This window comes from Gilliamella sp. CG22, from assembly GCF_046635725.1.
GTDB lineage: Bacteria > Pseudomonadota > Gammaproteobacteria > Enterobacterales > Orbaceae > Gilliamella > Gilliamella apicola_I.
In genome coordinates, this window is sequence record NZ_JBIDFK010000012.1 from 1 (window position 1) to 13,111 (window position 13,111).

Genomic DNA, 13,111 nt, shown 5'->3' on the forward strand with positions numbered 1-13,111 from the left:
TCATTACCCAAATTTTATCCTGCTGGACGATTAGATACTGACAGTGAAGGATTACTTTTATTAACAAACGATGGTAATATACTTGATTAAAGTAGGCATATTTTGAAAGGTGTAAGTTATCCCTATTTTTCAACTAAACACTATTGATGCTACCTTTCTTTATCATCTATCTAAATTCAACTTATTGTTTTAATATAATTTAACAATCATTTAACTCATTAATATTCTAATTTATCTTATAATTTTAGTCATTCAAAAAACAGTTTTTATAGAAACAATAGCACTACTGAAAATGGTTAAAACTAATCTGTTTAATAACATATTTCTCGATTAATAGCATTTTTCTATTTATTTATTGCTGTATGTATGAAACAATTTAGCCATATGAAATAGATTTTTTTGAGGTAGTCAGTGATTGATAATGATGGCTACCGTCCAAATGTAGGAATAGTTATTTGTAACCGTTATGGCCAAGTACTTTGGGCTCGTCGTTATGGGCAAAATTCTTGGCAATTTCCTCAGGGCGGAATAAAACAAAACGAAACGCCTGAACAGGCAATGTTTCGAGAATTGAATGAAGAAGTCGGATTATTACCTAAAGATGTAAAAATTTTATCTGTTACCAATGGTTGGCTCAGATATAAATTACCTAAACGTATGATTCGTTGGGAAAATCAACCTGTTTGTATTGGTCAAAAACAAAAATGGTTTTTATTAGAGTTAATTTCTGATAATTCAGTGATTAATCTCAATGTTTCTTCTACACCTGAATTTGATGATTGGAAATGGGTCAATTATTGGTATCCAATTCGACAAGTGATTTCTTTTAAACGTGATGTATATCGCAGAGCCATGAAAGAATTTTCATTACCCGTATTTGCCATACAAACTGAAGTGGATGTACAAGCAACAAACAGTTCAAACAAAAAAAAATCCAATTATTTTGTTCATAAACGTAAAAATAAACAGCGAACTAAAAGATGAATCAATATTTACAGTTTCCAAATTTCAATCCAATTGCCTTTTCAATTGGACCTATATCTTTACACTGGTATGGAGCAATGTACCTTTTTGGGGTATTAGGTGCCCTTTTTTTAGCCAAGAGGCGAGCAAAAAAAACAAATAGCCAATGGACTGTTCCACAAGTTGAAAATTTACTGTTTTGGGGATTTTTAGGTCTTTTCGTGGGTGGGCGATTAGGTTATGTACTCTTTTATAATTTTAATGTTTTTATAAACGATCCCATATCATTATTTAAAGTTTGGGAAGGCGGGATGTCTTTTCATGGCGGATTGATTGGGGCTATTTGTGTTATTGCAATTTTTGCTAAAATAAACCACAAAACATTTATGCAAGTTGCCGATTTCGTCGCACCTTTAGTGCCAATAGGTTTAATGTTTGGGCGATTTGGTAATTTTATCAATGGCGAACTATGGGGGCGTGTGACTCATTCTTCAGTTGGGATGCTGTTCCCTACATCATCACATGCAGATTTCATGTTTGTTCAATCACATCCTGAATGGAAAGAACTGTATACTCAATTGCATGGCATACTTCCAAGACATCCTTCCCAATTATATGAAATGGCTTTTGAAGGTATTGTCTTATTTATTATTTTAAATCTGTTTATTAGAAAGCCAAGGCCAACAGGATCTGTATCTGGATTATTTTTACTATGCTACGGTTTATTTAGGTTTGTTATTGAATTTTATCGACAACCTGATGAACAATTAGGCTTATTTTTCAACATCATTAGTATGGGGCAAATTTTATGTCTACCTATGATACTAGGTGGTGCTTTAATTATGTTATATGCATATCGATTTAATCAAAAAGCGAGAAATTCATGAAACAATATTTAGACCTGATGAAAACAATCTTAAATGAGGGTACGCCTAAATCAGATCGCACAGGAACGGGTACGTTATCAATTTTTGGTTATCAAATGAGGTTTGATTTGCAAAAAGGGTTTCCACTGGTAACTACAAAAAAATGCCATTTACGTTCAATTATTCATGAATTACTTTGGTTTTTAAAGGGTGATACTAATATCAAGTATTTACAAGATAATAAAGTGACTATTTGGGATGAATGGGCGGATAAGAATGGCAATTTAGGCCCTGTTTATGGAAAACAGTGGCGAGCATGGGGAACAGCTGACGGTAGGCAAGTTGATCAAATATCGCAATTAATTCAACAAATCAAAACAGATCCCGATTCAAGACGTATGATTGTTTCTGCATGGAACGTTGGAGAGTTAGATCAAATGGCATTAGCACCATGTCATGCTTTTTTCCAATTTTATGTTGCCAATGGAAAACTATCATGCCAACTTTATCAGCGTTCATGTGATGTATTTTTAGGCTTACCGTTTAATATAGCAAGCTATTCATTATTAGTGCATATGATTGCTCAACAATGTGATCTAGAAGTGGGTGATTTTGTTTGGACGGGTGGCGATACCCATTTATATTCAAATCATATGGAACAAACGCATTTACAGCTAAGCCGGGAACCTCGAGCTTTACCAAAGCTTAAAATTAGACGTAAGCCACCCACAATTTTTGATTACGAATTTGAAGATTTTGAAATTGTTGATTATGACCCTTATCCCGCTATTAAAGCACCTGTGGCTGTTTAATCGGAATAAATTACTTCAACTGATTTTTATTTTACAAATTAAGTTGTCTAATATATTGGGATTAATCTGATTAATCCCTAATTTTAATTTTTAATCCTCATGTTAACAATTAGCATTATGAGAAATGAATGTCATTGTTAAGTTAGTAATTTGATTTTTCTGCCACCAAAACCAAGATATAGTATATAATAGTCCACTTTGTTATTGATAATAACTTAATCTTTATATGACTCAAAATCAGGAAATTCGCCCAATCTTTACTAAACGTTTATTACACCCGCGTTATTGGTTAACATGGTTTGGGATTGGTCTTTTATATCTTATCGTGTTATTGCCATATCCAATTATTTATCAATTAGGTAAAGGGTTAGGATTGCTATCAATGAAAATAATTGGCAAACGTAAAGAAACAGCAAGACAAAATCTAATGCTCTGTTTCCCCGAAAAATCACAGCAAGAACGTGATCAGATGTTGCGTGAAAATTTTATATCAACCGGTTTAGCGATTTTTGAAACGGGTATGGCTTGGTTTTGGTCAAATAAACGATTAGCTAAACAATCCTCTATTGTTGGCGATTCGCATATTACTCAAATACAGCAGGCTGGAAAGGGTGTATTACTAATCGGTATTCATTTTCTCACATTAGAATTAGGTGCTCGTATTTTAGGTATGCATCATCCTGGAGTTGGTGTGTATCGCCCAAATGATAATCCTGTTATGGATTACGTGCAGTTAAAAGGTAGGTTAAAGTCTAATAAATATATGTTAGAACGATATAACACCAAAGGAATGATTCGTGCATTAAAAAATGGTGAATTATTATGGTATGCACCAGACCATGATTATGGGCCTAAAAACAGCGTGTTTGCGCCTTTCTTTTCTGTCGAAAAGGCAGCAACTACAATAGGTACGCGTATTTTGGTTAAACTTGGTCAACCTGCAATTATCCCTTTTACCCCCAAACGTGAAAAAAATGGGCATTATACTGTTTATGTTACATCCCAGCTTATTGATTTTCCGATGGACGATGATGTGCAAGCAGCAACGTTTATGAATAAAGCAATTGAGCAAGAAATTTTAAAAGCGCCAGAGCAATATATGTGGTTACATCGAAGATTCAAAACTCGTCCAAAAGGTGAAGCACCATTATATACAGACAGTGTTCAATCCGACTAATACAGCTATTTTTTTGGGATTTTTGAAAAAAGAGTTAAAGATACAATATGCAAAAATTAAATAAGATTATTCTCTATTGCCGTATTGGTTTTGAAAAAGAGTGTGCCGCTGAAATCACAGATAAAGCGGCTCAAAAAGAGATCTTTGGATTTGCTAAAGTTAACGATAATAGTGGCTATGTTGTTTTTGAATGCTATCAAAATGGCGATGCTCAACGCTTAATTCAAGCGTTACCTTTTAGAACACTTATATTTGCACGCCAAATGTTTGTTACAGGCGATCGATTAGTTGATTTGCCAACAGATGATCGTATTACGCCTATTGTTGAAGCGTTAACGGGATGTATTGATAAAGCCGGCGATTTGCGAGTTGAAGTGGCAGATACTAATGAAGGAAAAGCGTTGGCGGGGTTTTGTCGCAAATTTACTGTTCCGCTTCGGCAAGCGTTAAGAAATCATCGGATTTTATTAAAAGTCCAAAATCCAACCCGCCCTGTTATTCATGTGTTATTTCTAAATAATAATAGTTGTTATGTTGGTTATTCACTAAGTGAAAATAATTCACCGTTCTATATGGGGATACCTCGGTTAAAATTTCCAGTTGATGCCCCAAGCCGTTCCACATTAAAACTTGAAGAAGCGTTTCATATCTTTATTCCCTATGAAGAATGGGAAGAAAGGTTAAAAGGTGGATTAAATGCTGTTGATTTAGGCGCTTGTCCGGGAGGATGGACATACCAGCTTGTCAAACGAAGTATGATGGTTTATGCCGTTGATAATGGTCCAATGAATCCGAAATTAATGGAAACAGGACAAGTTAAACATTTTCGAGAAGATGGCTTTAAATTTATGCCTAAAAAGCATAATATTTATTGGTTAGTTTGTGATATGGTTGAAAAACCGACTAAAGTGACAGAATTAATAACTAAATGGCTTATCAATGGTTGGTGTCGAGAAACAATTTTTAATCTGAAATTACCCATGAAAAAGCGTTATGAAGAAGTAAAACAAAATTTACAATTGCTCAATAACATATTAAATGACAATCAAATTAATGTTCAAATTCAAGCAAAACAGCTTTATCATGATCGAGAAGAAATTACCGTTCATGTACAACGAATTTGGGGATAAAAATAATTAATTCTTTAATTGACTGTAGTTAGTTAAACTAAGCTAATTTTTTAGGTAAAAGAATATACTTTATTAGTCATCAAAATAGTTTATATATTGTTGTCTTTATAGCTTTATATATGTAACGAAAAAGCTTAATATTGATTGATATATGTTCTGATTTAAATCAATGAGTAATGTAATTAGCGGTCAAATCGCGGTAAATAGATAATAAAGCGAAAATAGTTGTGTTCTTCTATATCCCAAGTAAAAATGCGATAAATTAGCACGATCAAATTTACTAAAAAGTCATTATAAATTGAAAATAAATAGATTATTTTTGAAGTTAAATTAAACACATTATCATAACCAAACTAAGTAACAATGAATTAACAACGAATTTAGTGACAACAAATTACACGAGAATAGGTATGAATATAAAACGCTCATTTTACACAATATTAATATCAGTATTATTAGCATTTTTAGTTGGATGTTCAGGGAGCTTTTCAAAAAACGGTTCTGGCTTTGATGAAAGCAAAGATTCGAGTTATTATCTTTCACAAGTCGAAGCAAGTTCTGGAGAAGCTAAAACAAATTGGCAATTGTTAGCTATTCGGGCATTAATTAAAGAAAACAAGCTTTCACAAGCTAACACACTACTTTCTAAGTTGTCGACAGATCTCAATCAGGAACAAAAAATAGATAAAATTTTATCTCAAGGTGAAATCGCAGTTAGAACAGGAAAACGATTTAAACTTGATACCTTATCTATTGAAGAGCTTAATAATTCACAGTTATATCGATATTACTCCATCAAATTAGCTTTAGACAAAAAAAATATTAATGCTCAAGCACATGACTATATTGAATTAGAAAAATGGTCATCGAAAGATCAGCGTCAACAAGTATTGAGTAGTACATGGAATTTTTTCAGTAAGTTAAGAAGCGATCAAATGGATAAAATTGCTGTAGGTACTAATGAAACCACATTACAAGGTTGGATTGAATTAAGTATCGCTTATCAAACAACTACACTAGTTGGTGCTTCTGACAATGAAAATTTAAAACAGGCTTTTCATGATTGGGCGACACGATATCCTAACCATCCTGGTAATGCGGTTATTTCAATGTTAACGGGAGAACAAACACTTAGTGTTGATAATGAAGGCAAAAAAGTGGCATTGTTATTACCGTTAAGTGGAACTTCACATATTTTTGGTGAAACAATTCGTCAAGGTTATTTTGATGCCATGAAGTTTTATCCACAAGAACCACAACAAAATATTGTGACGTTTGATACAGCAAGTGCCTCATTAGATAAATTAATTCAACAAGCTAAAGATAAAGATGTAGAATTAATTGTAGGACCTTTATTAAAAGGTGATGTTAACTATATCAGGCAATTGGCGCCGGGTATTCCTGTATTAGCACTGAATAAAGTTGAGAATAAATCAGATACCCGCAACAAGATGTGTTATTTTGCATTATCACCTGAAGATGAAGCAAAAGATGCAGCTAATCATATATTTGCACAAAATAAACTAAAACCATTGTTATTAGTCCCACAAAATGAACTTGGTAAACGCGTAGCACAAAATTTTGCAAAACAGTGGTCTCAACTTTCAGTTAACAGTTCACCAGCTTATGTCCAGTATTTTGGAAATGCTAAAACATTAAGTGATAGTATGAATAAAAATGTTGGTATCGAACTTGTTGGTGAGCCTATTGTTCTTAATGATATGCCATCTGAATCAATGAGTTTAGTTGATAATTTTACTGATTTTGATGCAATTTATATTTATTCCTCATACGATGAATTAACGTTGATCAAACCGATGTTGGATATGGGAGCTGATAAACCGATTGGTCACTCGTCATCTGCGAGTGTTGCGCTGTATTCAAGTTCTAAAAGTCATGTCGCAAATGCATCTAATGACTTCTACTATGATTTAAATCAAACGCAATATGCTGAAATTCCGCTCATTTCTAATCAACTTGATACCTCGATCGAGTTGCCGGACAGTATTAAGAAGGATTATTCCTTAATGCGTGTTTATGCAATGGGAATAGATGCTTGGCGTTTAGCAAATCGTTTTAATCAATTAAGTTCAAATCAAACTAATTTTTTAGATGGAATGACAGGTAAATTATCAACGTCAGAACAATGCGAAATAACGCGCGCATTATCATGGCAACAATATTCTAATAGCTCAACTAAATCAGAACCGATTAGTGAATAGAAAAAAAATTGGCGAGCATTTTGAAAATATTGCTTGCCAGTATCTGCTTGGGCAAGGTTTAACGCTTATAGCTAAAAATAGTCAATTTCGCTTTGGGGAACTTGATTTGGTTATGCGTGACAAACAATGCCTTGTTTTTATAGAAGTGCGCTATCGAAAAAATGCCCATTTTGGTCATGCAGAAATGACAATAACGCCTAATAAACAAAATAAAATTAAACAGGCAGCGCAACTTTGGATGATTGCGCAAAATTTGAATATTGAAGAAACTGAGTTTCGATTTGATGTTTTTGCTATTACTGGTAAAAGCCAACAATGGATTATTAATGCGTTTTAATATTTAGGTGAAAACGTGCAAGACTTAATCAAAAATTATTTTACAGAAAGTATCCAAACACAAATTGTGATGGCTGAATCCTTAGGTTCGTCAATTGAAAAAGCCGCTAACATCATCGTTGAAGGATTACTTAATGGTAATAAAATTATGAGTTGTGGTAATGGCTCTTCGGCTGCGAATGTCCAAAGTTTTACTTCTCGATTAATTACCAGTATTGATATTGAAAGACCTAGTATCCCCGCTATCGCTTTAGTGTCTGATAATGTTTTATTAAGTGCGATTAAAAATCATGAAGAGATTTATGCACGCCAAATACAAGCATTGGGGCAACAAGGTGATATATTAATCGTGGCAACTTGCCAAGGGAACAGTAAAGCAATTATCCGAGCTGTACAAGAAGCGGTCATTAAAGATATGAAAATTGTTGCTCTAACGGCTTTTGATGGTGGAGAGGTAATAGGTTTATTAGGTCAAAATGATATTGAAATTAGAATTCCGACCTATAAAAAAGTGATGGCTTATGAGATGCATGCTATGATTTTAAACTGTTTATGCCAATTAATTGAAAATACTTTGTTTAATCATACTTAATAATGAAAATAAAAACAGTTTAGTTCTGCAATAATAGCGAATAATATGCTATAATTATAAGCTGTTTTAATGATTTATATTAATAAGAGAACTTGGTGTTATGACCGAACTAGCCAAAGAAATAACTCCCGTTAACATTGAAGATGAACTAAAATCCTCTTACCTTGATTATGCTATGTCTGTAATCGTCGGGCGTGCACTGCCTGATGTTCGTGACGGCTTAAAGCCTGTTCACCGACGTGTTTTATTTGCCATGCATGAAGCGGGGTATGATTGGAATAAACCTTATCGAAAATCAGCTCGTGTAGTTGGGGATGTAATCGGTAAATACCATCCGCATGGTGACTCAGCTGTTTATGACACAATTGTACGTATGGCACAGCCATTTTCACTGCGTTATATGCTGGTTGATGGTCAAGGTAACTTCGGATCGGTTGATGGTGATTCGGCAGCAGCAATGCGTTATACCGAAATTCGTATGCAAAAGTTTGCAGGTGCATTACTGACAGATCTTGATAAAGAAACCGTCGATTTTTCACCAAACTATGACGGATCAGAAATGATTCCTGATGTGTTACCAACACGTATTCCTAACTTATTAATTAATGGATCATCAGGAATTGCAGTAGGTATGGCGACCAATATCCCACCGCATAACCTTACAGAAGTTATTAATGGGTGCCTTGCTTATATTGAAGATGAAAATATTTCCATTGAAGGGTTAATGGAACATATTCAGGGGCCAGATTTTCCAACCGCAGCATTAATAAACGGTCGAAAAGGCATAGAAAATGCTTATCGTACTGGCCGTGGAATTATCTATATTCGTTCTAAAGCAACCATTGAAGTTGATGATCACAGTGGTCGTGAAACGATTATTGTTAATGAAATACCCTATCAAGTTAACAAGAAAAAACTCATCGAAAAAATTGCTGAATTAGTTAAAGATAAGAAAGTTGAAGGCATTTCTGCTTTGCGTGATGAATCGGATAAAGATGGCATGCGCATAGTCATCGAAATTAAACGAGATGCGGTGGGTGAAGTTGTACTGAATAATCTTTTCTCATTAACCCAATTACAAGTCTCGTTTGGTATCAATATGGTGGCTTTACATAAAGGTCAACCAAAACTGTTAAATTTACGTGAAATGATTGAAGCTTTTGTGCTACATCGTCGTGAAGTTGTAACACGCCGTACTATTTACGAATTGCGTAAAGCCCGTGAACGTGCTCATGTATTAGAAGGTTTAGCGATTGCACTTGCCAATATTGACCCTGTGATTGAGTTAATTCGAGCAGCTGCAACACCAGCTGAAGCAAAAAGTAAACTTTTATCTCAAGCTTGGCAACTTGGAAATGTCGCGGCAATGCTTGAAAAAGCAGGCGATGATGCTGCTCGTCCAGAAGATTTGGCTCCAGAATTCGGTATCCGTGATGGTCACTATTATCTTTCTGAGGCGCAAGCTCAAGCAATTTTAGATCTTCGTTTGCATCGTTTAACCGGACTTGAACATGAAAAAATTCTTGATGAATATAAAGAGTTATTAGTTCAAATCGGTGAACTATTATATATTCTGGCAAGTCCTGAAAGATTAATGGAGGTGATACGTGAAGAGCTTGAAGCGATACGCGATCAGTTCCAAGATGCAAGACGAACGGAAATTACGGCAAGTAGTGCGGATATCAATATTGAAGATCTGATTGCACAAGAAGATGTTGTTGTTACCCTTTCTCATCAAGGGTATGTGAAATATCAACCGCTTTCAGACTATGAAGCTCAACGTCGTGGTGGTAAAGGTAAATCAGCAACCAAAATCAAAGAAGAAGATTTTGTTGAAAAATTATTAGTTGCTAATACCCATGATACTATTTTGTGCTTCTCAAGCCGTGGTCGCTTATATTGGATGAAAGTTTATCAATTACCTGAGGCAAGTCGAGGATCACGTGGTCGTCCAATTATTAATTTATTACCACTTGAAGAAAATGAACGTATCACCGCAATTTTACCCGTTCGGGAATTTGACGATGAACATTGCGTATTTATGGCGACTGCTCAAGGAACCGTGAAGAAAACTTCTCTTATTGAATTTAGTCGCCCACGTAGTGGTGGTATTATTGCAATCAACTTACGTGATGATGATGAGTTAATCGGTGTCGATTTAACGAGTAATGAATCATCAGCCATTGATGATGAAGAACTAAATGATGATGTAGTGAATGAAGACATTGAGTCAGATGATGACGAAATCACTCAAGTTTCAGATACGGAAGACATCATGCTGTTCTCTGCTAATGGTAAAGTTGTTCGCTTCCCTGCTAATAAAGTTCGAGCAATGGGGCGTACCGCTGCAGGTGTGCGTGGCATTAAACTTGAAAGTGATGATAAAGTAGTGTCACTTATCGTCCCTCGAGGCAATGGTGCGATTTTAACCGCAACGCAAAATGGTTATGGTAAGCGTACTCAACAAGAGCTTTATCCAACAAAATCTCGGGCAACAAAAGGGGTGATTTCGATCAAAGTTAGTGAACGAAATGGCGCTGTGGTTGGTGCTGTACAAGTGGATGAAACTGATCAAATCATGCTAATTACTGATGCCGGAACGTTAGTACGCACACGCGTTTCAGAAGTAAGTATTGTCGGTCGAAATACACAAGGTGTAAGGTTGATTCGCACAGCCGATAACGAAAAAGTTGTGGGTCTGCAACGAATCGCTGAAACCGAAGATGATGATGTGGAATCAGTATCATCGCAGCAGAGAGATGAGCTGGATAATTCAGCTCAGGAGTCCGAAGAATAATTTTTAATTATTAAGAAGGATTAGTTATATAGCTAGTCCTTTTTTATTTTAGAAAACCTCAAAAAGGAATAGTATTAGATGTCATTTTTAATGAAAAAAATATTATCAAATCTTGCATGGCAAATCTTAATAGCATTAATTCTAGGCGTGGCTGTAGGTGCTTATCTGTTCGAACTTTCTGATTCAAACCATCCTTTGCATTCGGATTACCAATTTTTAATCGTTAATGTCTTTCAACCAGCTGGGGAAATTTTCATTCGCTTAATTAAAATGATCGTATTGCCGATTATACTAAGCACATTAACCTTAGGTATTGCAGGCATTGGCGGTTCAAAGCGATTAGGTATTTTAGGCTTTAAAACAATTCTCTATTTTGAAATTATCACAACTATTGCTATTTTGTTGGGGCTTCTTTGGGGGAATCTATTTACACCTGGGGCTGGTATTGATTCTTCAACTTTAGCAACTACTGATGTCAGTAATTTTGCTAAAGCAGCTCAAGAACAAAGCGAAAAACCACATGGCTTAATCGTCATGATTTTAGAGATGATTCCTGTTAATATCTTTAAAGCAATGAGTGATGGTGCTGTTTTACCTGTGATCTTCTTCTGCGTATTTTTTGGTTTAGGACTTATGTCTTTACCTGATAAGCAACGAGAACCTTTCGTATTTTTCTTAAAAGTTGTTTCTGATACCATGTTCAAAGTGACCAATATGATTATGCGTTATGCGCCGATAGGTGTCTTTGCACTTATTACTGTCACGGTGGCAAAATATGGTTTTGAATCTTTATTACCATTATTCAAACTTATTGTTACGGTTTATTCGGCAATGATTATATTTACAATTGTCGTTTTAGGACTTGTTTGTAAATTGTGCCGATTCAGTATTTTTAAACTTTTACGAATATTAAAAGAAGAGTTAGTTATTGCCTTTTCAACAGCGAGTTCAGAGACTGCATTACCTAAAATTATTGAAAAGATGGAAGCCTATGGTGCGCCAAAATCCATAACCAGCTTTGTTATTCCAACAGGTTATTCATTTAATCTTGATGGTTCAACATTATATCAAAGTATCACTGTTATCTTTTTAGCTCAGCTTTTCGGTATGGAATTGTCGATTCTCGATCAAATTATTGTTGTTATTACACTAATGGTTGCATCGAAAGGGATTGCTGGTGTACCGGGAGCTTCAATTTTGGTGCTTTCTGCGACATTAGGTAGTGTTGGAATACCGCTTGACGGCATTGGTTATATTATGGGGGTTGAGCGTATATTAGATATGGGGCGCACCGTGGTTAATGTGGTTGGTAATGCCTTAGCGGCTATTGTTATTGCTCGCTGGGAACATGTATTTGATGATAAAAAAGCCCAAGCATATGAACAGCAATATTTAAAATAAAAAATAGTTTTATAACTTTCCAAAAAGCTTCAGGATAAAAACTGGAGCTTTTTTTATAATTGAATTTAAGTGGTAAATGCTTATCTTCATTAATATTCTGTTTATGTGATAGTTTGTAACAATCAATATTTTTTAATTATCCATGTAGATAATAGAAGAATACATATGGACTATTAATAGAAGTTTAATTTGATAATGATAGGTAATCGATAAACATAAAAAAACCCAGCTTTTGCTGGGTTTTTGGTATTTATCTAAAACTATTTGATTTTAGCTTCTTTATAGATAACATGCTGACGAACAACAGGATCGTATTTTTTGATCTCCATTTTTTCAGGCATGGTTCTTTTGTTTTTGCTAGTGGTATAAAAATGACCTGTACCAGCAGAAGAAACTAATCTAATTTTTTCGCGTACACCTTTTGCCATGATAGGGTTTCCTTATTAGTACTTTTCACCACGGGCACGAAGTTCAGCTAAAACTGCATCAATACCCTTTTTATCGATAGTACGCATACCTTTAGCTGATACACGTAATTTTACAAAACGTTTTTCACTCTCAACCCAAAAACGGTGAGTTTGAAGATTTGGTAGAAAACGACGTTTAGTAGCATTCATCGCATGAGAACGATTATTCCCTACTAAAGGTTTTTTTCCTGTTACTTGGCATACTCGTGACATGTCAATAATTCTCCAAAATTTCTATGCTTAAGCCTTGGGCGTAATATGTTAATGGAATTAACCTCGTCAGGCTTTTAGTTTGCTGCAGCTCTATTTGAGAAGCAGTTTCACCTCTCACACTACACCCACAATAAT

At 34.9% G+C, this 13,111-nt stretch carries 12 protein-coding genes and 1 pseudogene; 11 read left to right on the forward strand and 2 right to left on the reverse strand.

Annotated features, from left to right (window positions below):
* From ACGH46_RS09605 to gltP, 11 genes and pseudogenes are all read left to right on the forward strand, one after another.
* Nucleotides 1-81, forward strand: a pseudogene (locus tag ACGH46_RS09605) (pseudouridine synthase); the annotation flags it as partial.
* Nucleotides 82-411: 330 nt separating this feature from the next.
* A complete protein-coding gene (gene rppH / locus ACGH46_RS09610) occupies nt 412-984 on the forward strand; it encodes an RNA pyrophosphohydrolase (RefSeq protein ID WP_065558435.1) in 573 nt (190 codons plus the stop codon).
* On the forward strand, nt 981-1,850 hold the full coding sequence (gene lgt, locus ACGH46_RS09615; RefSeq protein ID WP_411590618.1) for a prolipoprotein diacylglyceryl transferase: 870 nt from the start codon (nt 981-983) through the stop codon (nt 1,848-1,850). The genes rppH and lgt overlap by 4 nt, the downstream gene beginning before the upstream one ends.
* Nucleotides 1,847-2,641 carry a thymidylate synthase gene (gene thyA, locus ACGH46_RS09620; protein ID WP_267360940.1) on the forward strand — a complete coding sequence of 265 codons (795 nt, stop codon included), beginning with the start codon at nt 1,847-1,849 and terminating at the stop codon, nt 2,639-2,641. The genes lgt and thyA overlap by 4 nt, the downstream gene beginning before the upstream one ends.
* 226 nt (nt 2,642-2,867) lie before the next feature.
* Nucleotides 2,868-3,818, forward strand: coding sequence for an LpxL/LpxP family Kdo(2)-lipid IV(A) lauroyl/palmitoleoyl acyltransferase (gene lpxL, locus ACGH46_RS09625; protein ID WP_267350157.1), 951 nt, complete (start codon nt 2,868-2,870; stop codon nt 3,816-3,818).
* 47 nt (nt 3,819-3,865) lie between these two features.
* Nucleotides 3,866-4,948 (forward strand): 23S rRNA (cytidine(2498)-2'-O)-methyltransferase RlmM, encoded by a 1,083-nt coding sequence (gene rlmM / locus ACGH46_RS09630; protein WP_411590620.1) that lies wholly within the window; start codon nt 3,866-3,868, stop codon nt 4,946-4,948.
* Nucleotides 4,949-5,358: 410 nt separating this feature from the next.
* Nucleotides 5,359-7,170 (forward strand): penicillin-binding protein activator, encoded by a 1,812-nt coding sequence (locus ACGH46_RS09635; RefSeq protein ID WP_411605469.1) that lies wholly within the window; start codon nt 5,359-5,361, stop codon nt 7,168-7,170.
* A complete protein-coding gene (locus ACGH46_RS09640) occupies nt 7,163-7,507 on the forward strand; it encodes a YraN family protein (protein WP_267360932.1) in 345 nt (114 codons plus the stop codon). The genes ACGH46_RS09635 and ACGH46_RS09640 overlap by 8 nt, the downstream gene beginning before the upstream one ends.
* A 15-nt stretch (nt 7,508-7,522) precedes the next feature.
* Complete coding sequence (locus ACGH46_RS09645) at nt 7,523-8,098, forward strand: SIS domain-containing protein (protein ID WP_220215956.1); 576 nt, start codon at nt 7,523-7,525, stop codon at nt 8,096-8,098.
* Nucleotides 8,099-8,198: 100 nt separating this feature from the next.
* Nucleotides 8,199-10,895, forward strand: coding sequence for a DNA topoisomerase (ATP-hydrolyzing) subunit A (gene gyrA, locus ACGH46_RS09650; protein ID WP_267360930.1), 2,697 nt, complete (start codon nt 8,199-8,201; stop codon nt 10,893-10,895).
* 90 nt (nt 10,896-10,985) lie between these two features.
* A complete protein-coding gene (gltP, locus tag ACGH46_RS09655; protein ID WP_267360946.1) occupies nt 10,986-12,296 on the forward strand; it encodes a glutamate/aspartate:proton symporter GltP in 1,311 nt (436 codons plus the stop codon).
* Nucleotides 12,297-12,556: 260 nt separating this feature from the next.
* On the opposite strand, the gene rpmG is transcribed toward gltP, so the two are convergent.
* Complete coding sequence (gene rpmG / locus ACGH46_RS09660) at nt 12,557-12,724, reverse strand: 50S ribosomal protein L33 (protein ID WP_025314526.1); 168 nt, start codon at nt 12,722-12,724, stop codon at nt 12,557-12,559.
* A gap of 15 nt (nt 12,725-12,739) precedes the next feature.
* Nucleotides 12,740-12,976, reverse strand: a complete 237-nt coding sequence (gene rpmB / locus ACGH46_RS09665; protein ID WP_220215954.1) for a 50S ribosomal protein L28 — start codon at nt 12,974-12,976, stop codon at nt 12,740-12,742.
* Nucleotides 12,977-13,111 lie beyond the last annotated feature (135 nt).